Source organism: Bradyrhizobium sp. KB893862 SZCCT0404 (assembly GCF_018130885.1).
GTDB lineage: Bacteria > Pseudomonadota > Alphaproteobacteria > Rhizobiales > Xanthobacteraceae > Bradyrhizobium > Bradyrhizobium stylosanthis.
The window spans coordinates 275,486-302,090 of record NZ_JAFCLT010000002.1; the positions used below are offsets into that span (position 1 = coordinate 275,486).

Annotated in this window: 25 protein-coding genes; 9 read left to right on the top strand and 16 right to left on the bottom strand. The window is 64.3% G+C overall.

Annotated elements, in window-relative coordinates:
- Nucleotides 1-52 precede the first annotated feature (52 nt).
- Complete coding sequence (locus JQ617_RS10085) at nucleotides 53-829, top strand: cyclase family protein (RefSeq protein ID WP_212026197.1); 777 nt, start codon at nucleotides 53-55, stop codon at nucleotides 827-829.
- Between the two features lie 10 nt (nucleotides 830-839).
- Here JQ617_RS10085 and JQ617_RS10090 read toward each other — a convergent pair whose 3' ends face one another.
- The 3 genes from JQ617_RS10090 to JQ617_RS10095 all read right to left on the bottom strand — a co-directional run bounded on the left by JQ617_RS10090 (nucleotide 840) and on the right by JQ617_RS10095 (nucleotide 2,775).
- Entirely contained in the window at nucleotides 840-1,568 is a 729-nt protein-coding gene (locus tag JQ617_RS10090; RefSeq protein WP_063688220.1) for a Crp/Fnr family transcriptional regulator, read from the bottom strand.
- Nucleotides 1,569-1,837: 269 nt separating this feature from the next.
- Nucleotides 1,838-1,966 (bottom strand): hypothetical protein, encoded by a 129-nt coding sequence (locus JQ617_RS40225; protein ID WP_283842057.1) that lies wholly within the window; start codon nucleotides 1,964-1,966, stop codon nucleotides 1,838-1,840.
- A 95-nt stretch (nucleotides 1,967-2,061) separates the two neighbouring features.
- Nucleotides 2,062-2,775, bottom strand: coding sequence for a Crp/Fnr family transcriptional regulator (locus JQ617_RS10095; RefSeq protein WP_212026797.1), 714 nt, complete (start codon nucleotides 2,773-2,775; stop codon nucleotides 2,062-2,064).
- A 158-nt stretch (nucleotides 2,776-2,933) separates the two neighbouring features.
- On the opposite strand from JQ617_RS10095, the gene JQ617_RS10100 reads away from it, so the two are divergent.
- Nucleotides 2,934-3,251 (top strand): c-type cytochrome, encoded by a 318-nt coding sequence (locus JQ617_RS10100; protein WP_212026198.1) that lies wholly within the window; start codon nucleotides 2,934-2,936, stop codon nucleotides 3,249-3,251.
- 6 nt (nucleotides 3,252-3,257) lie between these two features.
- Here the strand turns inward: JQ617_RS10100 and JQ617_RS10105 are convergent, their stop codons facing one another.
- From JQ617_RS10105 to JQ617_RS10115, 3 genes are read right to left on the bottom strand one after another with little or no spacing between them, the layout of a single operon-like run.
- Nucleotides 3,258-4,361 carry an ABC-type transport auxiliary lipoprotein family protein gene (locus JQ617_RS10105; RefSeq protein WP_212026199.1) on the bottom strand — a complete coding sequence of 368 codons (1,104 nt, stop codon included), beginning with the start codon at nucleotides 4,359-4,361 and terminating at the stop codon, nucleotides 3,258-3,260.
- A 3-nt stretch (nucleotides 4,362-4,364) separates the two neighbouring features.
- On the bottom strand, nucleotides 4,365-5,132 hold the full coding sequence (locus JQ617_RS10110) for an ABC transporter ATP-binding protein (protein ID WP_212026200.1): 768 nt from the start codon (nucleotides 5,130-5,132) through the stop codon (nucleotides 4,365-4,367).
- Nucleotides 5,133-5,134: 2 nt separating this feature from the next.
- Nucleotides 5,135-6,271 (bottom strand): ABC transporter permease, encoded by a 1,137-nt coding sequence (locus JQ617_RS10115; protein WP_212026201.1) that lies wholly within the window; start codon nucleotides 6,269-6,271, stop codon nucleotides 5,135-5,137.
- Nucleotides 6,272-6,442: 171 nt separating this feature from the next.
- Between JQ617_RS10115 and JQ617_RS10120 the strand changes: the two genes are divergently transcribed.
- On the top strand, nucleotides 6,443-6,718 hold the full coding sequence (locus JQ617_RS10120; RefSeq protein ID WP_145661613.1) for a hypothetical protein: 276 nt from the start codon (nucleotides 6,443-6,445) through the stop codon (nucleotides 6,716-6,718).
- A complete protein-coding gene (locus JQ617_RS10125) occupies nucleotides 6,719-7,216 on the top strand; it encodes a phage holin family protein (RefSeq protein ID WP_212026202.1) in 498 nt (165 codons plus the stop codon).
- 9 nt (nucleotides 7,217-7,225) lie between these two features.
- Here JQ617_RS10125 and JQ617_RS10130 read toward each other — a convergent pair whose 3' ends face one another.
- Together JQ617_RS10130 and JQ617_RS10135 are read right to left on the bottom strand one after the other, a co-directional pair.
- On the bottom strand, nucleotides 7,226-9,919 hold the full coding sequence (locus tag JQ617_RS10130; RefSeq protein ID WP_212026203.1) for a bifunctional acetate--CoA ligase family protein/GNAT family N-acetyltransferase: 2,694 nt from the start codon (nucleotides 9,917-9,919) through the stop codon (nucleotides 7,226-7,228).
- 69 nt (nucleotides 9,920-9,988) lie between these two features.
- On the bottom strand, nucleotides 9,989-10,828 hold the full coding sequence (locus tag JQ617_RS10135; RefSeq protein WP_212026204.1) for a universal stress protein: 840 nt from the start codon (nucleotides 10,826-10,828) through the stop codon (nucleotides 9,989-9,991).
- Nucleotides 10,829-11,029: 201 nt separating this feature from the next.
- Here JQ617_RS10135 and JQ617_RS10140 point away from each other — a divergent pair, with 201 nt between their 5' ends.
- Together JQ617_RS10140 and JQ617_RS10145 are read left to right on the top strand one after the other, a co-directional pair.
- Nucleotides 11,030-12,565, top strand: coding sequence for a bifunctional aminoglycoside phosphotransferase/ATP-binding protein (locus JQ617_RS10140; RefSeq protein ID WP_212026205.1), 1,536 nt, complete (start codon nucleotides 11,030-11,032; stop codon nucleotides 12,563-12,565).
- 11 nt (nucleotides 12,566-12,576) lie between these two features.
- A complete protein-coding gene (locus JQ617_RS10145; RefSeq protein WP_212026206.1) occupies nucleotides 12,577-13,551 on the top strand; it encodes a CHAD domain-containing protein in 975 nt (324 codons plus the stop codon).
- Here JQ617_RS10145 and JQ617_RS10150 read toward each other — a convergent pair.
- Entirely contained in the window at nucleotides 13,548-15,386 is a 1,839-nt protein-coding gene (locus JQ617_RS10150) for a PHA/PHB synthase family protein (RefSeq protein ID WP_212026207.1), read from the bottom strand. The two genes, JQ617_RS10145 and JQ617_RS10150, sit on opposite strands and share 4 nt — an antisense overlap.
- A 198-nt stretch (nucleotides 15,387-15,584) precedes the next feature.
- Between JQ617_RS10150 and JQ617_RS10155 the strand changes: the two genes are divergently transcribed.
- Nucleotides 15,585-16,313: a CBS domain-containing protein gene (locus JQ617_RS10155; RefSeq protein ID WP_212026208.1), complete on the top strand. Its 729-nt coding sequence runs from the start codon at nucleotides 15,585-15,587 to the stop codon at nucleotides 16,311-16,313.
- A gap of 19 nt (nucleotides 16,314-16,332) precedes the next feature.
- On the opposite strand, the gene JQ617_RS10160 is transcribed toward JQ617_RS10155, so the two are convergent.
- From JQ617_RS10160 to JQ617_RS10170, 3 genes are all read right to left on the bottom strand, one after another.
- On the bottom strand, nucleotides 16,333-16,791 hold the full coding sequence (locus tag JQ617_RS10160) for a RidA family protein (protein WP_212026209.1): 459 nt from the start codon (nucleotides 16,789-16,791) through the stop codon (nucleotides 16,333-16,335).
- A gap of 21 nt (nucleotides 16,792-16,812) precedes the next feature.
- On the bottom strand, nucleotides 16,813-18,504 hold the full coding sequence (locus tag JQ617_RS10165) for a benzoate-CoA ligase family protein (RefSeq protein ID WP_212026210.1): 1,692 nt from the start codon (nucleotides 18,502-18,504) through the stop codon (nucleotides 16,813-16,815).
- 147 nt (nucleotides 18,505-18,651) lie between these two features.
- Nucleotides 18,652-19,143 carry a MarR family winged helix-turn-helix transcriptional regulator gene (locus JQ617_RS10170; protein ID WP_035971233.1) on the bottom strand — a complete coding sequence of 164 codons (492 nt, stop codon included), beginning with the start codon at nucleotides 19,141-19,143 and terminating at the stop codon, nucleotides 18,652-18,654.
- Nucleotides 19,144-19,420: 277 nt separating this feature from the next.
- Between JQ617_RS10170 and JQ617_RS10175 the strand changes: the two genes are divergently transcribed.
- Nucleotides 19,421-20,599 carry an ABC transporter substrate-binding protein gene (locus tag JQ617_RS10175; protein WP_212026211.1) on the top strand — a complete coding sequence of 393 codons (1,179 nt, stop codon included), beginning with the start codon at nucleotides 19,421-19,423 and terminating at the stop codon, nucleotides 20,597-20,599.
- Nucleotides 20,600-20,628: 29 nt separating this feature from the next.
- Nucleotides 20,629-21,087: a cupin domain-containing protein gene (locus JQ617_RS10180; protein ID WP_063688250.1), complete on the top strand. Its 459-nt coding sequence runs from the start codon at nucleotides 20,629-20,631 to the stop codon at nucleotides 21,085-21,087.
- A gap of 59 nt (nucleotides 21,088-21,146) precedes the next feature.
- Here JQ617_RS10180 and JQ617_RS10185 read toward each other — a convergent pair whose 3' ends face one another.
- The 4 genes from JQ617_RS10185 to JQ617_RS10200 all read right to left on the bottom strand — a co-directional run bounded on the left by JQ617_RS10185 (nucleotide 21,147) and on the right by JQ617_RS10200 (nucleotide 26,540).
- Nucleotides 21,147-22,397 (bottom strand): flavin-dependent oxidoreductase, encoded by a 1,251-nt coding sequence (locus JQ617_RS10185; RefSeq protein WP_063688252.1) that lies wholly within the window; start codon nucleotides 22,395-22,397, stop codon nucleotides 21,147-21,149.
- A 56-nt stretch (nucleotides 22,398-22,453) separates the two neighbouring features.
- Nucleotides 22,454-24,805 (bottom strand): bifunctional salicylyl-CoA 5-hydroxylase/oxidoreductase, encoded by a 2,352-nt coding sequence (locus JQ617_RS10190; protein WP_212026212.1) that lies wholly within the window; start codon nucleotides 24,803-24,805, stop codon nucleotides 22,454-22,456.
- A 97-nt stretch (nucleotides 24,806-24,902) separates the two neighbouring features.
- A complete protein-coding gene (locus JQ617_RS10195; protein WP_145661636.1) occupies nucleotides 24,903-25,739 on the bottom strand; it encodes an enoyl-CoA hydratase family protein in 837 nt (278 codons plus the stop codon).
- A gap of 39 nt (nucleotides 25,740-25,778) precedes the next feature.
- The gene (locus JQ617_RS10200) at nucleotides 25,779-26,540 is read right to left on the bottom strand and encodes an SDR family NAD(P)-dependent oxidoreductase (RefSeq protein WP_212026213.1); all 762 of its coding nucleotides are present in this window, start codon (nucleotides 26,538-26,540) and stop codon (nucleotides 25,779-25,781) included.
- Between the last annotated feature and the right edge of the window lie 65 nt (nucleotides 26,541-26,605).

A 26,605-nucleotide genomic window follows, 5' to 3' on the forward strand; every position in this document is an offset into this window, starting at 1 on the left:
AACGGCGAGCCTTCAGGATGACCTGAGCATCGGACTATCTCGAGGAATGCCTATGCCGCGGAAGCTGGTCGATATTTCCGTCCCCCTGCGAAACGACGTGACGTCCGATCCGCCCGGCAATCATCCGACCATCCACTATATCGACCACCAGCAGGGCCTGCCGCGCATGCTGCAGTTCTTCGACGGCCTCAGGGCGGAAGACCTGCCGGACGGCCAGGGCTGGGCCGTCGAACAGGTCTCGCTCTCGACGCACAACGGCACACATCTCGACGCGCCCTGGCACTTTCATCCGACCATGAACTGCGGCGAGCGGTCATGGACCATCGACGAGGTGCCGCTGGAGTGGTGTTTTCAGCCCGGCGTGAAGCTCGACTTCCGGCATCTGCCCGACGGCTATGTCGTGACTGCCGGCGACGTCGAAGCGGAGCTCAAGCGCATCGGGCACAGGCTGTCTCCGCTCGAGATCGTCGTCGTCAACACCAGCGCCGGCGCTAAATTCGGCGAGGCCGGTTACGTCAACTCCGGCTGCGGCATGGGCTATGAGGCCACCATGTATCTGCTCGAGCGCGGCGTGCGGTTGACCGGCACCGATGGCTGGAGCTGGGACGCGCCGTTCGTCTACACCGCGAAGAAATATGCCGAAACAAAAGATGCCGGCCTGATCTGGGAAGGCCACAAGGCGGGCCGGCACATTGGCTATTGCCATCTCGAGAAGCTGCACAATCTCGATCAGCTACCCTCGACCGGATTCACGGTCTCGTGCTTCCCGGTGAAGATCGAACGCGCCTCCGCGGGCTGGACCCGCGCGGTCGCCATCATCGACGATTAGGTCGAAGCCGTCACTCGCCGTCGAGGCCGCTCTCGGCGAGCTCGCGCAGGGCATCGGTATCGAGCACCACGATGGCGCCGTGCTCCAGACGAACCCAGTTGCGACCGGCCCAGGCGCGCAATTGCTTGTTGATGCTCTCGCGCGTCATTCCCACCATCTCGCTGATCTCCTGCTGCGTGATGGCGAGCGTGCCGCTGCCGGAATCGAGCTTGCGCTCCTCGGTGAGACCGAGCAGCGCGCTTGCGAGCCGGCCCGGAAGATTTTGCAGGATCACCTGCTCGACCTGCTGGCTGGTCCAGCGCAGACGCGCGCAGAGCAGCTCGATGAACTTCATCGCGAGCGCCGGCTGACTCTTCACGAACGGCAGGAAGTCGCGCCGATCGATGATGTAGAGCTCGCAATTGGTGTTGGCGGTCGCATCCGCCGAACGCGGCGCACCGTCGAGAACCGCGATCTCGCCGAAGATCTCTCCGGGGCCGATGAGGTTGAGAATGGCATTCCGCCCGTCGGGCGACGAGGAGGATATTTTCACCGTTCCCGTGATCACCGCGAACAGATTGTTTCCGGGATCGCCCTTGGCGGCAATCGTCGCCCCGCGCTTCACGGTCGTGTGCTTGGCGTAGCGGCAGAGCTGGTCGAGCGCCTCCGGCTCCAGATCCGCGAAGATCGGGTGCTTGCGCAGGACCGATAATTTGTTGCCCGCCGCTTGTCGGGGGTCGCCGGTCTTGTCCTGAGGCACGCCGCTGGGCTCCTAAGACTGCGAGGCACTGGAGTTCCTGCGTAGTCAGTGTTGCCCGGCTTTTCAACCGGAAAGCATGCGCGCGGTTTGAGGCAAATGCGGCGAAAATGCCTCCGCGCGGTTCGGGGGTCGGCACCCGAAGGATGCGCCAATGCGTCCCCGTCGATGCAGAGTTGCAGGCCCCGCAGGCCCCTGTTGCGTTGAGGCGCTGCGAAACGGCCAACAAACGGCTTCGCTCAAATCGGCGGCCGGGACCCTACGATCGAGCTTCAACGCTTGGAATCGAGGTCTATCCGGGCGGCGCTGGATTGCCGGTCGGCCCACGCCAGAGCTGCGCCAAAGGCGACGAAGACCGCCACCACGACCATGGTCATCAGCAACGCATCAGTAGGCATCATGCTCCTCCCGGCTATTTGGGGGGCATTATTTGCGACGGGTGCCGAGCGTCATTGATCCGGATCAAAAATCCGGGAGCCGCTGCGGAAAAGCCGCCTCAGGCCGCGGCGAGGGCCTCAACACGGGCCTGGTCGAGCAGGCTGACACCGCCCTGAATGATCTCGATCGCGCCGTGGCGTTCGAGCTTGGTGAAGGTGCGACTGACGGTTTCGATGGTGAGGCCCAGATAATCGGCGATGTCCTGGCGACTCATCGGAAGCGAAACCGTGTTGCAGGGACCCCTGAGCATGAACAGCCGCTCGCGCCAGCCAAGCAGAAAGCTGGCGACCTTCTCGTCCGCCGAGCGGCGGCCGAGCAGAACCATGTGGTCGCGGGCCTGGCTCAGCTCACGAATGGCCAGCTCGTTGATGCGCCTGAGCAGTTGCGGACGATCCTCGATGAATCGGCCGAAGGGCGCCTTCGCGAACTGACACACGGTCACGGCGCCGATCGCGTCGGCCGAGAAATTGTGACGGCCGGAGAGATTCATGCCGAGGAAATCGCCGGGCAAGGCGAAACCGACGATCTGCCGCCGGCCGTCGGGCAGCAGCTTGTACAGCCGCATGACGCCTTCGAGGACATTGTAGAACGAGGTCGTGATGTCCTCCTCGGAGAACACGGTTTCACCCGAGGAGAAATGGACGCGGCGTCCGAGATGCTCGAACTGCCTCAGCTCTGCCGCATCCAGCGACGCGCAAACGGCCGATCCACGTACGGCACAATCGCTGCAAAAATGCCCGGTCGGCTCAATCGTGACCACGGAAGGCTTCATCCACCGCTCCAAGCACAGGTCCTGCTCACCCCCCAGGGCTGAGTCCGCCACGCGCGGATGCATTTTACTGCGCTGCCACAAACGCGATTGACCCAGATCAATTTTGGTCTCCCTGCCCCCTCTATTCTGCGCCGAGCGTCGACCGGATCCCGTCCTCCATGTTTCAGCACGCCCTGCGCCAGAGCCTGATTGGCCTCGTTCTCATCACGCCTGCGCTGGCAGCCACGACGGCAGAACAACGCGGCAAGGCGTTTGCACGGGCCAATTGCGCGCGCTGTCACGCGATCGATCGGGTCTCAAAGAGCCCGCTCAGGATCGCACCGCCGCTGCGGACCCTGCACCAGCGTTATCCGATCGAGGCGCTCGAGGAGGCACTGGCCGAAGGCATCTCGACGGGCCATCCCGACATGCCGGCCTTCGAGCTCAGTCCGGACCAGATCAACGATCTTCTGTCCTACCTGAAGACGCTGGAATAGACGGTCCTAGACCGCCTGCACCGTCCAGCCGATCAGCTCCTGGGCGATTCGGGCAAAAGCCACATCAAACGCCGCGACCGCGACCTCAGGCTCGACCTTGTCGAGCTTCTCGCTGGCCTCGATGATGCGGGATGCGATCACCTTGCCGTTCTTGTCGACGATCCGCGCCGACAGCGCGATCTCGACCCGCGTGTCGCCCTCCATGGCAATGCGGAAGCGCCTGATGTCGATCAGAAGCTGGTAGTCGGCCTGGCCAAGGTCGGAGGTGCGCAAGGGCGCGTGGGCAATGTCGTAATTTTCAAAGCTGTCGATCAGCCGCGCCTGCACCAGTTTTGGAATGCTATCGGCCCAGAGGAATTCGGCAAAGCCCGGATTGTCGCCCGCGGGCGAGAACAGCATGCGCTGGGTCTGGAGCATTGCGACCGCGGTTGGTTCGGGAATGGCCAGCGACGCAGACAGGGTCTTGCCGGCGGGGCCAAGATTCTGCGGCGTGCGCAAATCGTAGGTGACCTTCTGGGCGGGCGCCCCTCCACCGGTCATCTTCTCCAGGCCCGCCAGGATGCCGTCGATCTTGCCGGTGTTGCGGGCGAGCCCGTCGGAGAAGGTCTTGAGATTGGCGATGGTGTCCTTCAGCGGGCCGGAATTGTCCTCCAGCACGGTGTCGACCCGCCGCAGCGCATCACGCGCGGCCTGCGTCATGCTCTGGCCCGCGCCGGCCTCGGCGATCAAGGTCGGGGGCTCACCGGATTTGGCGACGATCATGCCGCCTTCCAACGTCACCACCGGCACGCCGGTCAGCCCCTGGAAATCGAGCCCGACCCTGGTGTCGGTGCGCACGGGCGTCGCGGACGCAACCGAGATCGTGGCGTTGACGAAGCGCGGATTGTCCGGTGCAAGCCCGAGCTGGGTCACCTCGCCGACGCGGATGCCGTTGAACAGCACGCCGGCGCCGACCAGCAGACCCGGCACCGGCCCCTGGAATTGCACCTGATAGTTGGTGCGCGGCCCGATGCCGCCGGTGTTGTTCAGCCAATAGACGAAGCCGAACACCGCGACAATCGCGGCCAGCACGAAGCTGCCGATCAGCACGTAGGGAGCGCGGGTTTCCATGTCTCATCTCATCTCGTGTTGCAGCATCTGCGAGCGCTTGCCGTGGAAATAGGCGCGCACCCAGGGATGCTCGGATTGCAGCAGTTCGCGCATCGGCCCGATCGCCACGATCTTGCCGTCGGCGAGCGCGGCGACGCGGTCGCAGACCGTGGTGAGGCTGGCCAGATCGTGGGTGACCATGAACACGGTCAGCCCTAGGGTCTTTTGCAGGGTCTTGATCAGCGCGTCGAAATCGCCGGCAGCGATCGGATCGAGGCCAGAGGTCGGCTCGTCCAGGAACAGGATCGGCGGGTCGAGCGCGAGCGCGCGTGCCAGCGCCACACGCTTGGTCATGCCGCCGGACAGCTCCGCCGGATATTTGTCGGCATCCTGCGCGCGCAGCCCGACCATCTCGAGCTTGGCGATCGCGATCTCGTCCATCAGCTCCTCCGACAGCACGAGATTCTCACGCAACGGAAACTGGACGTTCTGGCGGACCGTCAGCGAGGAGAACAGCGCACCCTGCTGGAACAGGATGCCCCAGGTCGTGGCCGCGCCTTGTGTGCGGCCGCCGATCGGCTGTCCCATGACCTCGATGATCCCGCCCCGGCGCGGGATGAGGCCGATGATGGTCCGCATCAGCACCGATTTGCCGCCGCCGGACGCCCCCACCAGCCCCAGGATCTCACCCCGTCGCACGTCGAGCGACAGATGATCGAGCACGGTCTGGCGGCCGAATCCGACCACGAGGTCGCGGACCCTTATCGCGAACTCTTCCTGCTGTTCGCCCATCGTCACATTCCGATCGATGCGAAGAAGATCGCGAACAGGCCGTCGAGCACGATCACCAGGAAGATCGACTTCACCACCGACGTGGTCGTCTGCCGCCCGAGCGACTCGGCACTGCCCTTGACGCGCAGGCCCTCGCTGCAGGCAACGATCCCGATCACCAGCGCCATGAACGGCGCCTTCAGGATACCGACCTCGAAATGGGTGACGGAAATGGCCTCATGCAGCCGCGCGATGTAGATCGCAGGTCCCATGTCGCCATAGAACTGCGCGACGAGGCCGCCGCCATAGAGTGCCGCAATCGATCCGATGAAGGCCAGGATTGGCAGCGCGATGACCAGAGCCGCAACGCGCGGCAGGATCAGGACATCGACGGGATCGAGCCCCATGGTCGAGAGAGCATCGATCTCCTCGCGCATCTTCATCGAACCGAGCTCGGCGGTGTAGGCGCTTCCCGAACGTCCCGCGACCATGATGGCGACGATCAGCACGCCGAGCTCGCGCAGCACCAGAATGCCGACCATGTCGACGGTGTAGGATTCAGCGCCGAACCTGCGAAAGTGGAAGAAGCCCTGCTGGGCGATGATGGCACCGATCAGGAAGGTGATCAGCACGACGATGGGAATGGCCTGCCAGCCGATGCGGTAGAGCTGGTAGACCAGTGACGTCAGCCGCAGCGTTCGCGGCCGGCGCAGCACGCCGATGACGGCCATGAACAAGGCGCCGAGCATTTGAAGAAAGATCGTGACGTCTTCGCGCGCATCGACCGTGGCTTTGCCGAGGTCACTGAGCCTGAGCAGCACCGGATTTGGCGCAGCCGCAGGCGGCGGCGTGTGACGGTTGACTTGGCGGACCTCGTCCAGGAGACCGCTGAAATGGTCGGCGACGCCGACGAACTCGGCCGATCTGCCCGACGATGCGGCGCGGCGCGACAACTTCTCCAGGACCCAGGCGCCCAGCGTGTCCAGCGCGCTGACGCCCGACATGTCCAGGGTCACAATTCTCGACCGCTCGACCTCGGCCCTGACCGAGCGGGACAGCGTTTCGAGCCTCGTCACATTCGCTGCGGTCCAGGGCCCTTCAGGGCGCAGTTTCAGCGCATCGCCAGACGGCGTTGCCAGCAACAGCGGTTCGGAGTTCACGCTTCACCTCATCGGGACGATTGGTCCCCATTCAGCCGCCACTTCTAGGCCAGCATGTGGCGGCCGGTTTGACCTGTCTCAACACCGGGACCGCCTCCCCGCTTGACGCAAATCAAGCCCGCACGCGTCAGCGGCCCTAGGGTCGTTTCATTCAATGGAGGCATCAGATCCATGTTCGACAGCGACAGGATGAGCGAAGAACTGCGGACGTTGAAGGTGGACGTCACGCGTCTCTTGAGCACGGCCGGCGAGGAGATGTTCGAGAGCTCGAAGGAGCGCACCGAGGCCCTGGCCGATCAGATCAAGGCCGCGCTGGCCGAACTCGGCGAGACCGTCGGCGAGGAGCAGGAACAGCTTCAGGGCCTCATTGCGGATCGCCCGATCACGTCGCTCGCCTCGGCCTTCGCGCTCGGCGTGGTCGTCGGCTTCATGCTGAGGAGACACTAGGTGAATAGCGAGAATGTCGTCAAACATCTGCGCGTGCTGTGGCGCACGGACAGGATCATCGCAGAGATCAGGATGCGCCATCTCCTGATGGGACTTGGCCTGCGCGCGTTTGCAGCACTGATTGCGGCATTCGGGCTCCTGATGCTGGAGCTGTCGGCCTATTTCGCGCTGGTCCAGATATGGAGCGCCATTGCCGCGGCCGCCATTCTGGGCGCCCTCAATTTCGTCATCGCCGCTGTTCTGTTCATCGTCGCGGGCCGCGCTCCGTCCGGCCGCGACATCGAGCTCGCCAATGAGATTCACGGCGCATCCATCGAGGCGCTTCAGCTCGAGGCCCGCGCGCTGCAGGCGCAGGTCTCGGGCGCGGTGCATCATCCGCTCAGCACGATCGTGCCGGTGCTGGTGCCGCTGATCGCGATCATCGTCAAGTCATTGCGAACCAGTGCCAAGGCATCCGCCAGGACATCCGCTGCCGCAAGTTCGGAGGCGCCTTCCTAGCGGGTGCGCTCAGAGCTTGAGCCTGACGTCGCAGATGTCGGGCTCGGTCGGATCAGGCTTGACCTCGAACCCGAGTTGCCGGCACATCTCGAGCATCACGGTGTTCTCCTGGAGCACGTCGCCCGAGATGGCCTTCAGGCCTTCCGACCTCGCATACTCGATAATCAGCTGCATCAGGGCCCATCCGAGCCCCCTGCCCTTGAGGTCGGACCGCAGCAGGATCGCGTATTCGCCGCTCTCGTAGATCGAGTCCGAATGGATCCGGACCACGCCGACCATCTCGCCGGTCGCCTCGTCGAACGCAATGAAGGCCATTGCGCGCGCATAGTCGAGCTGCGTCAGGCGCGCGATGAATTCGTGGGTGAACTCCTTCATCGGCGCGAAGAAGCGCAGACGAAGATCGTGAGGCGTCACGTGACGCAGGAACGCGTGGATGGTCGGCTCATCCTCGGGACGCAACGGCCGCACGAAGATCGGCCAGTCGTCCTTGAGCTTGAGCCGGCGCTCCCATTGCGACGGATAGGCCCGGACCGCGAAATTGGCGGGGCCGGAACCTGCGAATTTCCGCTGCGGCGGCCCGACCGCGACGCGGGCGTCCACCGCGGTCACGCCGGTCTCGTCGGCCAGCAAGGGATTGATGTCGAATTCGCGGATCTCGGGAATATCGGCCGCCATCTGCGCCAGCTTGACCAGCACCATCGCGACGGCGTCCGGCTTCACCGCCGGCACGTCCCGATAGGCGCGGAGCAGCCGTGACACCCGCGTGCGGTCGATCAGATCGCGGGCCAGCTGCAGATCGAGCGGCGGCAGCGCCAGCGCCTTGTCGTTGATGATCTCCACCGCAGTGCCGCCCCGGCCGAAGACAACGACGGTGCCGAAGGTGGGATCGTCGGCAAGGCCGAGGATCAGCTCGCGCGCCTTCGCCTTGACGACCATCGCCTGGACGATGACCCCGCCGATGCGCGCCTCGGGCCGCAGCTTCCTGGCCCGGGCGAGAATGTCGAAGGCCGCCGCACGCACCGCCTCCGGCGTCGTCAGATTGAGGACCACACCGCCGACATCGGATTTGTGAACGATGTCGCGCGACCGGATCTTCAGCACGACGGTCCCGCCTTGCGCAAATATCTCGTCCGCGCGGGCCACAGCCTGCTCGACGTCATCGGCGGCGTAAGTCGGCACCATGGCGATGTCATAGGCTTCGAGCAGGTGCTTGATCTCCACGGGCTCGAGCCATTCGCGGCCATCCGCAATGGCCGCGGCGACGATCTGCCTGGCTGCCCGGGCGTCAGGCACGAACGTGTCGGGCATCGCGGGAGGAACCTGGCTGAGCTCCTCGACTACTTCGCGATGCCGGACCAGATGCATGAAACCGCGCACCGCGTCGTCCTCGGTCGGGTAGTTCGGAATCCCCGCGCCGGAGAGCGCCTGAGCGATGTTCTGATCGGCCCCGACCCAGGCGGCCAATACGGGCTTTGCCCACCGCCCGTGCTGCTTGCGATATTTGCCGACGAGCTCCGTTACGGTCGCCGCGATATCGGCCGCCGAGGCGATCGCAGTCTGCACATTGAGGACGAGAACCGCGTCATTGTCGGGGTCGGCGAGCAGCACCTCGAGCGCAGCCGCGTAGCGCGATGCATCGGCATCGCCCACGATGTCGACGGGATTTGCACCGGACCAGGTCGGCGGCAGCACCTCATTGAGCTTCTTGCGGGCGTCCGCCGAGATCGACGCCGGAACCCCGCCGAGCTCGACCAATCGATCGACGGCAAGCACCCCGATGCCGCCGCCATTGGTGAGGATCGCCAATCGCTTTCCGGATGGGGATTCGACGCGGCCGAGCGTCTCGGCGCAGTCGAACAGTTCGCGCAGATCGGAAACCCGCAAAGCGCCCGCACGGCGGAACGCCGCGTCATAGACGGCATCGGCGCCGGCGAGCGCGCCCGTATGGGTCGCAGCCGCCTTCGCCCCCTGCGCCATGCGGCCGGATTTCACCACGACAACCGGCTTGACGCGTGACGCAGCGCGCGCCGCAGACATGAATTTACGCGCGTCCTTGATGGCCTCGATATAGAGCAGGATCGCGCGGGTCTTGTGATCCATCGCGAAATAGTCGAGCAGGTCGGCGATATCGACATCGATCTGGTCGCCGATCGAGACGATGCCGGAGAAGCCGACGCCGCGCTGCGCGGCCCAATCCACCATGCCGGCGGCGATCGCACCGGATTGCGAAATCAGCGCGAGATTTCCCGCTCCCGGCATATGTGCGGCAAAGCTGGCATTGAGGCTCACGCCGGGCATCATGATGCCGAGACAGTTTGGCCCGATCAGCCGCATGCCGTATTTGCGGGCTGCGGCGATCGTGGCCTCGTGCAGCGATCCCGGTCCATGGCCCAATCCTGCCGAGACAATGAGCGCGCCCGCCGAGCCTCGCCGCCCGGCCTGATCAATGATACCGGGGACCTCGCGCGCCGGCGCGGTGATGACCACCAACTCTGGCACGAAATCCAGCCTGTCCAGGCTCTTCACGGAGGGAACGCCGGCGATCTCCGCATGGCGCGGATTCACCAGGCCAAATCGTCCCGCGAATTCGGCCTTGCGAATGTTCTCCAGAACGGCTCGGCCCACGGAGACCGGACGGGCGCTCGCTCCGACGAGCGCAACCGAATGCGGCGACAGCAGATTCTTCAGGCGATAGGTTGACATGACAGCAAATACGCCCGGTCGGTGGCGGTTCCGATGGTCGAAAGATCGGGCTGGAAAGCAGCGGCCAGCCTAGTGGGAGATCATAACCCAGCACGGCGGCTGGCCAATGACGGTCTTTGTCACACCGCCCCAAACGATCTCATTCAGGCGTGAATGATGGTAGGCCCCCATCACGATCGCATCCATCGCATTGGAATTCGCCCAGCTTCCAAGCACCTTGCCGATCGAGCTGCCGCCCCCACCTACCGTTTCGAACGAGGCGTAGACGCCGTGTTCCCTCAGATGGTCGACGAGGGAGGCGCCGGACTGCACAAGGGCGTCAGTCCTGTCGTCCGTCACGGTCACCACACGAACCGAGGCCGCGGCCTGCAGGACCGGCAGCGCGTCGCCAACCGCCCGCGCGGCGCGCGCGGAGTGATCCCAGGCGATCATGACATTCTCGAATTCCGGTCGCAGCGCCTCTACGCGCTGCTCCGGACACAGCAGCAGCGGTCGCCCGGATTCGAACAGGAGCGTCTCGATGATGTGCTCCGTGCGGCTGTCATGCGGCTTCGCGGGGACCAGCGTGAGATCGCTGAAACGCGCATGTTCGGCAAGGATCGACGCGATCTGGTCCGGCGGCACCTTGCCCGACCGGCTGTGGGCGCGAATGCCGGCGCGGGACGCCGCATCGGTGAAGGCATTCAGAAGATTCTGCAGGTCAGCCGCCCCGGCAGGTCCGTCCGCCCCAGCGGCTCCGGGATCTTCGGGAAGCAGCACTTTCGGTCGCGCGAACACCTCTTCCTCGAGCGCAAGCGCGTTGATCCTGGCACCGAGGGCGGCGGCGACGGACACGCATTTCTCGATCGCGGCGAGAGTAGGTCCAGCCGGCTGGCCGATGAGCGGCAGAAAAACGTCCTTGATGGGCATCGGGATTCTCCTCGATCGCCAAACTAGTCCGGCTTTCGTCAGGACGCTTGATCCTCGTCAAGCTCATGGGGAACCCCGGCAGGTCCGATCGAGCCTTGACGGAAGTCAAGGACTGGCCGCGCGCCGCCATTCTATGGATAGTTCGCTTGGAGCGGCGCAGCCGCGCTCCGACCCTGACCGTATCCCGGGATAACAGCTTCGATGACGGACGAAACGGCTGCCCAGCAACGGATCCTCACCGCACTCGGCACCCGTCCCGGCGTGACGCGGATCGATACGCACGCCGCATCGGTCTTCCTCGACGGGCCGCGCGCGCTGAAGGTCAAGCGAGCCGTGCGGTTTCCCTTCCTCGACTATTCGACGCTCGAGAAACGCAAGGCGGCCTGCGAGGAAGAGATCAGGGTCAACCGGCCTCTGGCGCCTCAGATCTATGATCGTGTCGTGGCGATCACCGAGGAGACGGACGGATCGCTGCAGGTCGACGGCCGCGGGCGGCCGGTCGAGTATGCGGTCGACATGTCCCGCTTCGACGAAAGCCGGACACTGGACCATCTGGCGAAGGCCGGGCCGCTGGACGCGAGCCTTGCGTCCGCGACCGCTGACGCCATCGCCGCGTCGCATGCGGCGGCGAAGCAAGCCGACGGCAAGGCATGGGTCGCTTCCATCCCCCGCCTCATCGATGCAAACAGCAATGGCTTGCGGCAGGGCCAGCACCTCGAAGCAGAGGCGATCGAGCGGCTCGGCAAGGCCTCGCACGCGATGTTCCGGCGCCTGCAGCCGCTGCTTGAAGCGCGTGGCCGTCAGGGCTTCGTGCGCCGCTGCCACGGCGACCTGCATCTTGCGAACATCGTCATGATCGGCGAACAGCCCGTCCTGTTCGATGCCATCGAGTTCGATGCGCAGATGGCGACCGTCGACGTGCTCTACGATCTCGCATTCACCGTGATGGACCTGTTGTGCCATGGTCAGGCCGCGGCAGCCAACATCGTCCTGAACCAATATCTGACCGTATCGCCGGTCGAAACTCTGGATGCGCTGGCCGCCCTGCCCCTATTCCTGTCCATTCGCGCGGCGATCCGTGCGCAGGTCGCATTGGCACGGCTGGCACGCCCCGATGCCGACCGGAGCGGAATTCTCGGCGAGGCACGTCGCTATTTCGACCTCGCCCGCGTTCTGATCGAGCCTCACGCCCCGCGCCTGATTGCGGTAGGCGGGCTATCCGGCACCGGCAAGTCCGTCCTCGCCCGCGCACTGGCGCCTCACGTCGCACCGCTGCCGGGAGCCGTGGTGCTGCGTAGCGACGTCATTCGCAAGCAGCTGTTTCAGGTGGGACACACCGACCGTCTGCCACCGTCTACATACCGGCCCGACGTCACGGCGCGCGTCTACGAGATGTTGATGCAGCGGGCCCGACAGGCGCTGATACAAGGCCATTCCGTCATCGTCGACGCAGTTTTTGCAAGGGAATCCGAACGGGACGAGCTGGCCGTCCTGGCCAGCGAATGCAACATCCCGTTGAGCGGATTATTCCTCGTCGCCGACCTTGCGACCCGGCAGGCTCGCATTGGCGGCCGCCATGGCGACGCCTCCGACGCCACGCAGGAGGTTGCTGCGCAGCAGGAGCACTATAATATCGGCCATATCGGGTGGGCGACCATCGATGCATCCGGCACGCAGGAGCAGACGCTCCAGAGCTGCCGGGACGCGATCGCAAGGCAAGCAAGGCAATCTGATTGACGCGGGCAAGGATGTCGCGACCTACCACGAGTTCGACGGCAACCGCGCGCGCCAATCCGGCGGCACGGCGCAATGTCCTGCCCGGCCGTCTCAGCCCCGGCATGGCCTGCGATACCGCATTCCGGATTATCGCCCGCCGCCATTTCGATGCCGTTCTCGCCCAGCATGACGGTACCTGCGGCGGTGACCCGGAGGCGCTGCATCAGATCCGGATTGCACTGACGCATCTGCGCACCGCGATTCGATTCTTCTCGCCGATGGTCGACGATGGACAGCGGCCAAACGTCTGGGCCGAGCTGAAATGGCTGAACAGCCAGCTCGGCATGGTCAGGGACCTCGACGTCGCGATCGAGCGGGTCATCGCTGAAAGCGGCGGCGAACTTGACGTGATCGCCGAGCTCCAGCACTGGGACGAAAAGCGCGCCGAGAGCCACCGCCTGCTGGCGCGCGCGCTGCAGTCGGCGCGCTATCGCCGCCTGGTCGAGCAAACCTCGGCCTGGATCGAGAGCGGTCCCTGGTCGACACGCCGCAGCAAGGAGGCGGTCAGGCTGCGGCGCTGCCCGCTGGCCGATCACGCGACGGCACGCCTGACCGAGTGGGAAGAGACGCTGCTCAGGAAGGCCCGGAAGCTGCGCAAGCTCGACGTCGAGAAGCGTCACAAGCTGCGGCTTCTCAACAAGCGGATGACCTATTCGGTCGAATCGCTCGCGGACCTGTTCGCCGACGAATCCCTGACAAAGCAGAAATCGATCCTCAAGCAATTGAAGAAGGCGCAGAAATCCCTCGGACAGCTAAACGACGATGCGCGTGGGCAAACGCTGGCGGCGTCATTGAACGAAGCCGTGCCCGAGGCAGGCATTCGCTTCCTCGACCGCAAGCGGGAAAAGAAGCTGCTGCGAGCCGCCTCGAAAGCCTACAAGAAACTCGACAAGGCCAAGCCGTTCCGCTCGTCAGACCTCGCACCGAACGCGCAGCCCGAAGATTAGGTGTGGACGTAGTCGCCTGGCGCATCGGGCAGGCCGTCAGTGTCGCCCGCTCCCATCGACGGCGGATCGCTGGGCGCCCCGGAGCGGGCGGCCAGCCATTGCACCCATTCCGGCCACCACGATCCCTCGACCTGCGGCGCCAGCTTCAGCCATTCTTCCGGGCCGGCATAAGGCGCATCCGCAGCCTTGGTCTTGATCTGGTAGCTGTGCCAGGATTCGGCGGGAGGCGCGACGATGCCGGCGTTATGACCGCCGCTGGCCAGCAGGAACGTCACGTCGGCATCGACCTGATAGTGGATCTTGTGGACCGATCGCCACGGCGCGACATGATCGGCGAGCGTGCCGACCACGAACATCGGCGTGTGGATGTCTGAGAGCGACACGCCCCTGCCCTCGACGCGATAGCGGCCCGCGGCCAGATCGTTGTCGAGGAACAGCTTTCGCAGATATTCCGAATGCATCCGGTAAGGCAGCCGCGTGGCGTCCGCATTCCAGGCCATCAGGGCGTTCGGCGCCGCCGCCTCTCCCATCAAATAGTCGCGTGACAGCCGCGACCAAATCAAGTCGTTGGAGCGCAGCAGCGCGAACGCGCCGGCCATCTGTGCAGTGTCGAGATAGCCGCGCTGCCACATCATGTCTTCGAGGAAGGCGACCTGGCTTTCGTTGATGAAGAGCGTCAATTCGCCGGCTTCGGTGAAGTCCGTCTGGGCGGCAAGGAGCGTGATGGTGCCGAGACGGTTGTCACCGTCGCGCGCCATGGCGGCGGCGGCGATCGACAGCAACGTGCCGCCGAGGCAATAGCCGAGCGCGTGAATCTTTGGGCCCGGCACGATCCGGCCGATCATGTCCAGCGCGGCCATCACACCCAGCTTGCGATAGTCGTCGAAGGCGAGATGGCGGTCCTTCGCATTCGGATTGCGCCAGGAGACCGCGAACACGGTGAAGCCCTGACCGGTCAGATATTCGACGAGTGAGTTCTGCGGCGACAGATCGAGGATGTAGTACTTCATGATCCAGGCCGGAACGATCAGGACCGGCTCGGGCCGCACCTGCGCGGTCGTCGGATGGTACTGGATCAGCTCGATCAGATCGTTGCGGTAGACCACCTTGCCGGGCGTGGCCGCCAACGTCTTGCCGACGACAAACTGATCTTCGCCTGCCGGATTCGACAGCGAAAGCAGGCGCATCAGATCGCTACACCAGTTCTGCCAACCGAACACGAAATTCTCCCCACCGCTCTGGAACGCCTTTTCCAGAACCCGCGGGTTGGTCACCGCGAAATTGGAGGGCGCCAGCATGTCGAGCATCTGGCGCATCGAGAATTCGACGATCGCTTCATTTGCGTGGGATACGCCGCGGACGCCAGTTGCGGCATCGTGCCACCAGCGCTCGGTGAGCAGAAACGCCTGGGCGAGCAGATTGAACGGGGCCGCTTCCCATTGTCGGTCGTTGAAGCGGCGATCTCGCTCCTGCGGCTCGATGACGGACCACGGCTTTCGCGTCATCGCGTGGGCAGCAGCCTCGAGGAACCGGCCGGCATCGCGAACCACATTGCGGGAAATCTCGATCTGCCGCTGCGGGGCCGCCGCAAGATGCGCGCTCCAATCGAACCAGGCGAGCGACAAGGCCACAGGCGAGATCCCGCCCGTAAAACGCGCCAGCATGGCATGAAACGCGCGATCCAGGGCGTATGGCTCCGATGCAGGCGGAGAACCTACCGCGGCCTGCGTCCCCGCGCTTCTGCCAACGGTTGACGCAGGGACCTCGGCCGCCGGATCGGCGGAGAGAACCTGCGGCGGCTCTTCGGCCCGTGGAAATATCTTCACGACGCTCATGGCTGAATGTTCCTGCGGGCTTTCTGTTCCACGCAGGATATGGCGACGCTTCCGCCGGGTGTTGAGCTGCATCAAAGCCCGGCCCGCAACTGCTCGACCGGGACAAAACAGCTAGGTGCGCTTGACCTGAGTCAAACCGCACCGGGACAGTCGGGCTAGGCTTTGCGCATCGAAATTCGACAAGCAGCGGAGCTTTGCATGCGCGCCCACCAGATCATGACCCGGTCGGTCATCTCGGTCACCCCGGACACCAGCATCGTCGAGGCCGCGAACATCATGCTGAAGCGGCACGTCAGCGGCCTCACTGTCGTCGATGACACCGGCAAGCTGGTCGGCGTCGTCTCGGAGGGAGATTTCATCCGCCGCAGCGAAATCGGCACCGGACGCAAGCGCGGCCGCTGGCTGCGCTTCATCCTGGGTCCCGGAACATCGGCCAGCGACTTTGTCCAGGAGCACGGCCGCAAGGTCGCGGAGGTGATGACCGCCTCGCCCGTGACCATCACCGAGGATACCGCACTCGCGGAGATCGTCGATCTCATGGAGCGGAACAACGTGAAACGCCTGCCGGTGGTGCGCGGCGACCTGGTGGTCGGCATCGTATCCCGCGCCAATCTGCTGCAGGCGGTTGCCGGGCTTGCCCGCGACGTACCGGATCCGACGGCCGACGACGATCACATTCGCAGCCGCATCATCGACACCATGGAGAAGAACGACTGGTGCCCGTTCGGACTCAACGTCATCGTTCGCGACGGCATCGTTCACCTCAGCGGCGTCATCACCGAGGAGCGCGCGCGGCAAGCCGCCGTTGTCGCGGCAGAGAATGTCGAGGGCGTGAAGAAGGTGCACGACCATCTGTGCTGGGTCGATACGATGTCCGGCGTTTATCTGAACTCACCCGAGGACGATGACCTCGCCAAGGCGAGCTGAACAGGCAAGCCGAACGAATTCAGCGCGGGATCACGGCAGTCGCCTCGATTTCGACGCGCGCTGCTTTCTCGACGAGACGGACCACCTGAACCAGTGCCATTGCCGGATAATGTGCGCCGAAGATGGCACGGTAGATCTTGCCGAGCTCCTTCAGGTTGGTGAGGTACTCCTCCATGTCCACGACGTACCAGGTCAGGCGCACCAGGTGCTCGGGCCCGGCGCCGGCTTCGGCCAGGATCGCGGCAATATTGCTCAGGGTCTGGGCGACCTGCGGGACGAAGCCGTCCGCGAGACGCTCCTCGGCATCCCAGCCGATGACGCCGCCGGTGACGACGATCCGTCCTTCGGCGGCCATGCCATTGGCATAGCCCTTCGGCATCGGCCAACCGGAGGGCTGCAACACTTGCGCGCCCCGGCTTGTGTCGTCCTCGGCTGCGGTCGGCAGCACCGCGAGTTGCGGGCCTTTCGGCGTCGTCACGGACAATTCTCTATCCTTCTCTCATTCTGCCGCGACGCCCGAAGACGTCGCCGCGGCCTGCGCCAGTTGCCGCAGGGCAAAGCGCTTCAACTTGCCGGTCTCGGTCTTCGGAAGTTGCGTCACGAACTCGATCGCGCGCGGATATTTGTAAGGCGCGATCTCGCGTTTGACATGTTCCTGCAACGCGGCGACGAGCTGAGCGTCCGGCGTCACGCCGGGTGCGGCGATGACATAGGCCTTCACGATCATGCCTCGCGCCTCATCCGGCGCTCCGACCACGCCGCACTCGACGACGGCGGGATGCGTCAGCAGCGCTGCCTCCACATCCGTACCGGCGATATTATAGCCCGCCGAGACGATCATGTCGTCGGAGCGCGACTGGTACCAGAAATAGCCGTCGCTATCCATCAGATAGGTGTCGCCGGTGATGTTCCAGCCGTTCTGGACGTATTTGCGCTGGCGCTCGTCGGCCAGATAGCGGCAGCCGGTCGGCCCGCGTACGGCGAGTAGCCCCATGGTCCCGGGCGGCACGTCGTTGCCTGCCTCGTCGACGATCTTCGCTTCATAGCCCGGCACCGGCTTGCCCGTGGCGCCCGGGCGGATCTCGTCCTCGGTTGCGCTGATGAAGATGTGCAGCAGCTCGGTCGAGCCGATGCCGTCCATCAGCTTGATGCCGGTGGCTTTGAGCCAGGCATCGAATGTCGGCTTCGGCAACGTCTCGCCGGCGGAGACGCACTTCCGAAGCGAGGAGATGTCGCGGCCGGCGAGCTTGCCGATCATCGCCCGGTACGCGGTCGGCGCAGTGAAGCAGACCGTGGTCTTGTACTGCTCGATGGCGCCCAGGACCTCGTCCGGCGTCGTCTTCTCCAGCACCACGAACGAAGCGCCGATATGCATGGGAAACAGCACGCCGCCGAAGCCGAAGGTGAAGGCGAGCGGCGCGGAGCCGATGAAGCGATCGTTCTGCCCGGCCCGCAGGATGTTGCGCGCATAGCCATCGCAGACCGCCAGCATATCCCGGTGGAAATGCATCGTACCCTTGGGATCGCCTGTCGTGCCCGACGTGAATGCGATGAGGCAGATGTCGTCCGAGGCGGTATCGACGGCCGTGAACTCGGGGCTGGCATCCGCGATCAGTGCCTCGAGCGAATCCGGCGCGCCGTTCCCCCAATAAACGACGTGCTTGAGGCCCGGCGCGGCTTGCTTCGCCTTCTCCATCTCGTCGGCGAGCTTTCCGTCGCAGAGCGCCAGCGATATCTCCGCCTTCTGGATCGGGTAGGACAGCTCCTTTGCTCGCAGCAGCGGCATCGTCGCCACGCAGATGCCACCGGCCTTGATCACCGCCAGATAGGTCGCAACCATCATCGGGTTGTTCGCGGAGCGAAGCAGCACGCGCCCGCCGGTCACCAGGCCCAACTTGCCGACCAGCACATTGGCGATGCGATTCACCAGCGCCTGCAGCTCGCGATAGGTGTAGCTCACGGCGGGACTGATGACGCAAGGCGCATCGCCGTGGCCCTTCTCGACCCAGCGGTCGAGGAAATAGCTGACGCAGTTCAATCGTGGAGGATAGTGCAGCTCCGGCCGCGTAAAGATGAATTCAGGCCATAGCTCGCGCGGAGGCAGATGCTGCCGCGCGAATGGGTCGACATGGGCCGTCGCGGCGTTGCCGTCATGCGAGCCCGTCAGTTGCACCTTGGCGGCGTTGGCCATCGCACGCTCCTTTCAGCATGGAAAGCACCCGGCAGCACTATCTGGAAAACATTTTAGGCTTAAAACAATTTGGCGCAATAGGGGATTTTGGGCATCCCGTGCTTTTTCCTGCGGCAAAAGGGAATTGGCGGCCGGCGTGGGGCGGGCCTAGGGCCGCCTGCGCGCGGCCGATTTTTGTGCGGACGCCTTGGTCTTCGCGAGGAGGCGCATCAGTTCGCGCACGTCCTTCGGCGTCAGGTCGGCGAAGAGGTCGGCGATCCAGGTCTCGTGCTCGGCAGCCATCCTGCGGAACTCGGCACGCCCAAGCTTGGTAAGGCGGATCACCTGGACGCGGCGGTCGGTCTCCGAAGTGCGGCGGTCGAGATGGCCCGATTCCACCAGACGTTCGACGAGACCGGTGACGTTGCCATTGGAGACCATCATGCGCTTGGAGACATCGGACAGCGTCATGCCGTCCGGCGCCTTGTCGAGCTGCGCCATCAGATCGAAACGGGGCAGCGTGACGTCGAAGCGCTGGCGCAGCCGGCCGCGAACCTCACCCTCGATCAGGGTCGTGCAGGTGAGCAGCCGCAACCACAGCCGGAGCTCTTCGGCATGGTCCTCCGGAGTCTCGACGGCCTTGGTCTCGGAATCAAGCATCTGATGCAGTCATTGACGGCAGGCATTGGCGCCGGCGCGGATTCCCGAACGTTTTGAGCTTCAAATAAATCGGAGCCGGCCGCAAGTCCAAAGCTGCAGCAATCGACCGCATGCCGATTTCTTTAGGCTTCAAATAATTGGCGCGCCGCTTGCATGCTCACCGTGCCGCGGGATGGCGACGTCTTGAGCTTGCTTGCCGCGAGCGCCATCATCAGCATAAGCTTCGATTGGAGTACGCGGCTTGCAGCGCAAGCCCTGATGTCACGAGGGACAGATCATGAAAATGCAGTCGACCCTGGCCGCAGCTACCTTGCTGCTCGGCACCGCCGCTATGAGCCCCGCCCTCGCCCAGGAGAAGATCAAGCTCGGGGTGATCGTGACCCTGTCGGGGCCGGCCGCAGCGCTCGGCCAGCAGGTTCGCGACGGCTTCGCGCTTGCGGTGAAAGACCTCGGCAGCAAGATGGGCGGCCGCGATGTCGAGGTCGTGGTGGTCGACGACGAGCTCAAGCCGGACGCGGCAGTGACAAAGGTCAAGGGCCTTCTGGAGCGTGAGAAGGTCGACTTCGTGGTCGGCCCGATCTTCTCCAATATCCTCCAGGCGATCCATCGGCCCGTGACGGAATCGAAAGTGTTCCTGATCAGCCCCAATGCCGGGCCGTCGACCTTTGCCGGCAAGGACTGCAATCCGTTCTTCTATGTGACGTCGTACCAGAACGACCAGGTCCACGAGATCCTCGGCAAGGTCGCACAGGATCGCGGCTACAAGCGCATGTACCTGATGGTGCCGAACTATCAGGCCGGCAAGGATTCGGTCGCGGGCTTCAAGCTCGACTACAAGGGCGAGATCGTCGAAGAATCCTACATGCCGCTCAATACGCTCGACTTCCAGCCGGAGCTGTCCAAGATCTCCTCGCAAAAGCCCGATGCGCTGTTCACGTTCATGCCGGGCGGCCTCGGCGTCAATCTGGTCAAGCAGTACCGCCAGGCGGGCCTTGCCGACACCATTCCGGTGCTCTCGGCATTCACGGTCGACGAGTCGACGCTGCCGGCGCAGCAGGACGCCGCGGTCGGCATGTTCGGCGGCGCCAACTGGGCGCCCAATCTCGACAATCCCCAGAACAAGAAGTTCGTCGCGGCCTATGAGGCCGCCTACAATGGCGTACCCGGCACCTATGCCTTCCAGGCCTATGACGCTGCGATGCTGATCGACAGCGCCATCAAGGGCGTGAAAGGCGACCTTTCGAACAAGGATGCCGTCGGAGCCGCGCTGAAGAAGGCGGACTTCACCTCGCTGCGCGGCACCTTCAAGTTCAACACGAACGGTTATCCGATCCAGGACTTCTACCTGACCAAGGTTGCCAAGCGTCCGGACGGCAAGTTCCAGACCGAGATCGTCCAGAAAGTCTTTGAGAATTACGGCGATCGCTATGCCAAGGATTGCAAGGCGGCGAATTAAGCCGAGCGTCGCGTCAAGGGAGGACTTCAATGAGCAGCGAAATCACCGGCATCACGCGGGCTAACGAGGGAATCCAGGGTATTTCCTGGAACATTCTCGGCCAGACCTATGTGCCGAAAAGCAAGACCGAGCACAGCTTCTCGTGGCACGCGACTTTGCCGCCCGGCACGTTCGTGCCGCCGCACATCCATCCCGACCAGGACGAATATCTCTACATGCTGGAGGGCAAGCTCGATTTCGTGCTCGGGAATTCGGAATCGCAGGCGACTGCAGGCGACCTGATCCGGCTCGGCATGGGTGTGCCACACGGCATCTTCAACAAGTCGGAGCAGACCGCCAAAGTGCTGTTCTGGGTGTCGCCGACCAAGAAGCTGTTCGACCTGTTCTGGGGCCTGCACAACATGAAGGAGCAGAAGCCCGAGGACGTGGTGGCGATGGCCGCCGAGTTCAACATCCACTTCCTGCCGCCGCCTCCGGGCGCCGGCTAACAGCATGCCCCCGGAAAAGTGTGAAGCGGTTTTCCGGGAGGGGCATGCTCAAAAGTGCTCTAGGCGCGCACCGCCGCAAGTCCCGGGACAGCGGCGAAGCCTGCCTTGGTGGCATAGCCCCGCACGATCGCCTCGCGCTGGGAATAGCTCAGGACGTTGTCGACATTGTCGAAGCCGTCGGGCGCGAGCTGCTCGACGGCGTCGATGACGCCTTCAGGACCGCCGCGCCTGTTGGAGCGGACGATGTCCGCGGTCATCGGCAGGCGCTTCTTCTCGTACTCGAGCAACGCCTGGCGCGGATGTTCGGCGCGCACCAGCGCGTCCGCGAGGCAGCGCGCGTCGAGGATCGCCTGCGACGCGCCATTGGAGCCGACCGGATACATGGGATGCGCGGCGTCGCCGAGCAGCGTGACGCGCCCGGATGACCAATAGGGCAAGGGATCGCGGTCGCAGGTTGGATATTCGTAGAATTCCGGCGTTGCCGAGATCAGGCTCTTCACGTCGATATAGGGCACGGAGAAGCGCGCCACGTGCGGCATCAGCTCCTCGCGGCGGCCCGGGCGCGACCAGTCTTCCTTGCGCGGCGGTGGGGCATTGCCCTCCCCGACCTTCACCAGCACCGCCCAATTGGTCAGCCGGCTCGCGGGGCTCGAACCCTCCGCGATCGGATAGATCACCACCTTGGCGTTGAGGCCGCCCGCCACGATCATCGACTTGCCCGTCAGGAACAACGGCCAATCGCGGGCACCACGCCACAGCATCAAACCATTCCAGCACGGCGGCCCCTCGTTCGGGAACAGCGTGTCGCGGACACGCGAATGGATGCCGTCGGCGCCGATCAGGATATCGCCCCGCGCGGTATGGATGTGCGCGCCGGTGCGATCGAAGAAATAGGCGGTGACGCCGCCCTCGTCCTGCGTGAAAGCGCCGAGCCGGCAACCGGTGTGGATGAGGTCCTCGCCGAGCCGCTCCTCGACGGCACGATGGATGACACCCTGGAGGCGGCCACGGTGGATCGAGAATTGCGGCACGTCGTGGCCGGCGTCGATGCCGCGGGCTTCACGCCAGACCTCCTGGCCATGGCGATTGAGATAGTAGAGCTGGTCGGTGCGGATCGCGACGTCGTCGAGCTTCTGGAGCAGGCCAAGACCCGCGAGCTCACGCATCGCATGAGGCAGCGTGTTGATGCCGACACCGAGCTCGCGGATGGTCTCGGCCTGTTCGAAAATCTCGCATCCGATGCCGCGCGAGCGCAGCATCAATGCCGTGGTGAGACCTCCGATACCGCCACCGACGATAATCGCCTTCATCGCCCTTACTCCACTCGAAATACGCCAAGGCAATGGGGTTAACGTCGCACGGGCGGTCACTCCGCCGCAAGCGGCTTTGTCGCCTCCGCCTTGAGCTCGGCCCGGGTCTTGGGCTTAGCCTTAATTCTCAGCTCCTCGAGATCCTGCCGGTCGCGCACGCTGTTGCGGAAAATCTGATCTTTTCCGGGAAGGTATTGCGGCGGGCAGAACGCCTCGTCCGCGCCGTACCAGGCCGCCGCCCTCATGGTGAAGAAGGGATCGACCAGATGCGGGCGCCCGAGTGCGACGAGATCGGCCCGCCCGGCGGCCAGGATGGTGTTGGCCTGATCCGCGGTCGTGATGTTGCCGACGCACATGGTGGCGACGCGCGCCTCGTTGCGGACCTGGTCGGAGAACGGCGTCTGGAACATGCGGCCATAGACCGGCTGCGAGTCGCGCACGGTCTGCCCGGTCGAGACGTCGACAAGATCGACGCCCGCCTCGGTGAACGCACGCGCGACTGCGACCGCGTCATCCCCGGTGATGCCGCCGTCCGCCCAATCGGTGGCCGAGATACGCACCGACATCGGCTTGTGCGACGGCCAGACCGCGCGCAACGCCTCGAAGATCTCGAGCGGGAAACGCAGACGATTCTCTAGCGAGCCGCCATACGCGTCCGTCCTGGTGTTCGTCAGCGGCGAAACGAAGCTTGCGAGCAGATAGCCGTGGGCGCAGTGCAGCTCCAGCATGTCGAAGCCGCAGCGCTCGCCGCGCTCGGCCGCCGCCACGAAAGCGTCTCTCACTGCGTTCATGCCGGCACGATCGAGCTCGCGCGGCACCTGACTATCGGGGAAATAGGGCAGCGGCGATGCCGAGACCACGTCCCAGCCGCCCTCGTCCAGCGGCCGGTCCATGCCGTCCCACATCAGCTTGGTTGCGCCCTTGCGGCCGGCATGGCCGAGTTGCAGGCAGATCTTTGCAGCCGAATTGCCGTGGACGAAATCGACGATGCGTCGCCAGGCCGTCTCCTGCTCGTCGTTCCACAGGCCCGCGCAGCCGGGCGTAATCCGTGCGTCGCGGCTGACGCAGGTCATTTCCGTGAAGATGAGGCCGGCACCGCCGATCGCGCGGGATCCGTAGTGCACAAGATGGAAATCACCGGGCACGCCCTCCTTCGCCGAATACATGCACATCGGCGACATCACCGCGCGGTTGGCGACCTCCATCTCGCGCAGGCGGAACGGCTGGAACAGCGGCACCATCGGCTTGTTGGTGTCGACGTCAAAGCCACTGTCGCGAACCTGGCTTGCGAAAGATTGCTCGACCTCGGCCACAAAATCGGGCGCGCGAAGTTTCAGATTGTCGTAGGTGATCGCCTTCGACCGCGTCATCACGCCAAAGGCGAACTGCACGGGGTCGAAATCCCAGAAGCGATCGACGTGTTCGAACCAGACCAGCGAAACGTCGGCGGCGTGCTGGGTCTTTTCGACCTCCTCTCGACGGCCGTGCTCATAGACGTCCAGCGCCGCCTTGATGCTGGGCGCCTTCTCCATGGCCTCAGCCAGCGCGATCGCATCTTCCATCGCAAGCTTGGTGCCGGAGCCGATCGAGAAATGCGCGCTCGCCTTGGCGTCGCCGAGCAGCACCATGTTGTCCTTGACCCAGCGCTTGCTCCGGATCATCGGGAAATTGCGCCACATCGAGCGGTTGGTCAGCAGCTTGTGGCCATCGAGGAACCAGCCGAAGATCTCGGCCATCCGCGCGGCGGACTGCGTCTCGTTCAGTCCGGTCAATCCTGCCCGCTCGAAGGTCTGCGGATCGGTCTCGAAAATCCAGGTCGAATGTCCGGCCTCATACTGGTAGGCGTGGGCGATGAACGGCCCCCACTCGGTCTCCTGGAAGATGAAGGTGAAGGCATCAAGCGGCTTGGTCGATCCCATCCAGGCGAACTTGTTGGCACGGAGATCGACTTCCGGCTGGAAGTGTGCAGCATATTTCTCGCGAAACCGGCTGTTGACGCCATCGGCGACCAGGATGAGATCAGCGCCGGCGAAGCGTGACTCGTCGTCGATATCCACTTCGAAATGCAGTGTGACGCCAAGCTCGCGGGCCCGCTCCTGAAGGATCAGGAGCAGCTTCTGCCGTGAGCAACCGCAAAAGCCGTTGCCGCCGACCCGGTGGACGGTGCCGCGGAAGTGCACGGCAATGTCGTCCCAATAGGCGAATTCCTGGGTGATGCGGCGGTAGCTCGGTAGATCGTGCTTCTCGAAATTGTCGAGCGTGGCATCCGAGAACACCACGCCGAAGCCGAATGTGTCATCGGCCCGGTTGCGCTCGTACACGGCTATGTCGGCGCTCGGTCGCTGCTTCTTCAGCAGGATCGCCGCATAAAGACCCGCAGGTCCGCCACCGATGATCGCGACTTTCATGGGAGCCTCGCCAATTCAACCGGCCACGAAACTATTTTAAGCCTAAAATAATTTCGCGCAAGTCCCCGTCGATGGCGTGGCCGCATGAAAAGCTGACCTAATCGCCCCTGAAGACCGGCTTGACCTTGTTGGCGAAAGCCTCGAACGCGCGCTCGAAATCCGCCGTGGTCATGCACAACGCCTGGGCAACGGCCTCCGCCTCGATCGCTTCCTCCACCGACATCGCCCATTCCATGGCCAGCATCCGCTTGGTCATGGTGTTGGCAAAGGTAGGTCCCTCCGCGATCTGTTTGGCCAGGACCTGCGCCTGCGGCAGCACCTGCTCGGGCGTGATGATGCGGCTGAAGAAGCCCCAGCGCTCCCCCTCCTCCGCAGTCATGAACCGGCCGGTGTAGAGCAGCTCGGACGCGCGGGACTGCCCGATGATCCGCGGCAGGATGGCGCAAGCGCCCATGTCGCAGCCGGCCAGCCCCACCTTGTTGAACAGGAAGGCCACCTTGGCTCCGGTGGCCGCGAGGCGCATGTCCGAGGCCATGGCGATGATCGCACCGGCGCCCGCGCAGATGCCCTCGACCGCGGCCACGATCGGCTGCGGACAGGCCCGCATCGCCTTGACCAGATCGCCGGTCATCCGCGTGAAGGCGGTCAGCCCCTTGGTGTCCATCTTGACGAGCGGGCCGATGATCTCGAACACGTCGCCGCCGGACGAGAAATTGCCGCCGGCGCCGGTGACGACGATGGATTTGACGGCATCGTCGAACGCGCAGGCGCGGAAGAAATCCGTCAGCTCCCGGTAGCTCTCGAACGTCAGGGGATTCTTCCGCTCCGGACGGTTGAGCGTCACCGTGGCAACACCATCAACCACGGCCAGCACAAAGTGCTGTGGCGAATAATCCGCGAGCGGTATGGTCACGGGATTGGCTGGTCTGCTCATATGATCTCCTTGGCCTTCCTGTTCTGAACCGGCGCCACGCTAGACTTCGCCGCCGGCAACTGCGATCGCCTGCCCGGTGATCGCACCGGCGCCCTCGCCGCACAACCAGAGCACGGCGTCCGCCACCTCCTGCGGTGTGATCAGCCGCCCTTGCGGATTGTGCCTGGCGAGGTCGGCTATCGCCTGCTCCCGGCTCCGTCGCGTCTTCTTCATGATGTTCTCGATGCTGCCGGCGACCAGATCGGTATCGGTGAAGCCCGGACAAACCGCATTAACAGTGACATTGCTGCCGGCCATTTCGAGGGCAAGCGAGCGCACAAGGCCGACCACAGCGTGCTTGGCCGCCGTGTACGCGCTGACATAGGCATAACCCTTGAGGCCGGCTGTCGACGCAACCGCCACGATGCGCCCATAGGGGCGATCCTTCATTCCCGGCAAGACCGCGCGGATGGCATGGACCACGCCCATGAAATTGACGTCCATCATGCGCATGAAAAGGGCACTGTCCGATTTCACGAAGGGTGCGGATTCGGCGCTGCCGGCGTTGGCGATCAGGATATCGATCGGCTGCCGCGCGCTCGCTTCCTTGATGGCGGCGTTCAGGGACGCTTCGTCCGAGACGTCAGCGACGGCGGCAAAATGCGCGGCTCCCGCCTTGATCGCCTCTTCAAGAGTTGCGCCGTTCCGGCCAAGCACCGTCACGGTAGCGCCGGCATCGACGAGAGCGGCAGCGATCGCGCGGCCGATGCCCCGGCCGCCACCGGTGACCAGCGCGTGCGGCGATTGCGGCAATGCGGACATGCGCTGGCTCCTTCCGGGTCTGCTGATCGCTCCGTCGGATATATTTTAAACTTCAAATGATTGCA

Excerpts from the sequence above, each read along its gene's own strand:
- JQ617_RS10190 (WP_212026212.1), bottom strand. The coding sequence starts at position 24,805 with ATGAAAGTCGCGATCATCGGTGGCGGACCTGCGGGTCTTTATGCGGCG.
- JQ617_RS10135 (WP_212026204.1), bottom strand. The coding sequence starts at position 10,828 with ATGCCCATCAAGGACGTTTTTCTGCCGCTCATCGGCCAGCCGGCTGGA.
- JQ617_RS10180 (WP_063688250.1), top strand. The coding sequence starts at position 20,629 with ATGAGCAGCGAAATCACCGGCATCACGCGGGCTAACGAGGGAATCCAG.
- JQ617_RS10120 (WP_145661613.1), top strand. The coding sequence starts at position 6,443 with ATGTTCGACAGCGACAGGATGAGCGAAGAACTGCGGACGTTGAAGGTG.
- JQ617_RS10105 (WP_212026199.1), bottom strand. The coding sequence starts at position 4,361 with ATGGAAACCCGCGCTCCCTACGTGCTGATCGGCAGCTTCGTGCTGGCC.
- JQ617_RS10140 (WP_212026205.1), top strand. The coding sequence starts at position 11,030 with ATGACGGACGAAACGGCTGCCCAGCAACGGATCCTCACCGCACTCGGC.
- JQ617_RS10150 (WP_212026207.1), bottom strand. The coding sequence starts at position 15,386 with ATGAGCGTCGTGAAGATATTTCCACGGGCCGAAGAGCCGCCGCAGGTT.
- JQ617_RS10200 (WP_212026213.1), bottom strand. The coding sequence starts at position 26,540 with ATGTCCGCATTGCCGCAATCGCCGCACGCGCTGGTCACCGGTGGCGGC.
- JQ617_RS10175 (WP_212026211.1), top strand. The coding sequence starts at position 19,421 with ATGAAAATGCAGTCGACCCTGGCCGCAGCTACCTTGCTGCTCGGCACC.
- JQ617_RS10145 (WP_212026206.1), top strand. The coding sequence starts at position 12,577 with ATGTCGCGACCTACCACGAGTTCGACGGCAACCGCGCGCGCCAATCCG.
- JQ617_RS10155 (WP_212026208.1), top strand. The coding sequence starts at position 15,585 with ATGCGCGCCCACCAGATCATGACCCGGTCGGTCATCTCGGTCACCCCG.
- JQ617_RS10165 (WP_212026210.1), bottom strand. The coding sequence starts at position 18,504 with ATGGCCAACGCCGCCAAGGTGCAACTGACGGGCTCGCATGACGGCAAC.
- JQ617_RS10185 (WP_063688252.1), bottom strand. The coding sequence starts at position 22,397 with ATGAAGGCGATTATCGTCGGTGGCGGTATCGGAGGTCTCACCACGGCA.
- JQ617_RS10130 (WP_212026203.1), bottom strand. The coding sequence starts at position 9,919 with ATGTCAACCTATCGCCTGAAGAATCTGCTGTCGCCGCATTCGGTTGCG.
- JQ617_RS10170 (WP_035971233.1), bottom strand. The coding sequence starts at position 19,143 with ATGCTTGATTCCGAGACCAAGGCCGTCGAGACTCCGGAGGACCATGCC.
- JQ617_RS10195 (WP_145661636.1), bottom strand. The coding sequence starts at position 25,739 with ATGAGCAGACCAGCCAATCCCGTGACCATACCGCTCGCGGATTATTCG.
- JQ617_RS40225 (WP_283842057.1), bottom strand. The coding sequence starts at position 1,966 with ATGATGCCTACTGATGCGTTGCTGATGACCATGGTCGTGGTGGCGGTC.
- JQ617_RS10085 (WP_212026197.1), top strand. The coding sequence starts at position 53 with ATGCCGCGGAAGCTGGTCGATATTTCCGTCCCCCTGCGAAACGACGTG.
- JQ617_RS10110 (WP_212026200.1), bottom strand. The coding sequence starts at position 5,132 with ATGGGCGAACAGCAGGAAGAGTTCGCGATAAGGGTCCGCGACCTCGTG.
- JQ617_RS10095 (WP_212026797.1), bottom strand. The coding sequence starts at position 2,775 with ATGAAGCCTTCCGTGGTCACGATTGAGCCGACCGGGCATTTTTGCAGC.
- JQ617_RS10100 (WP_212026198.1), top strand. The coding sequence starts at position 2,934 with ATGTTTCAGCACGCCCTGCGCCAGAGCCTGATTGGCCTCGTTCTCATC.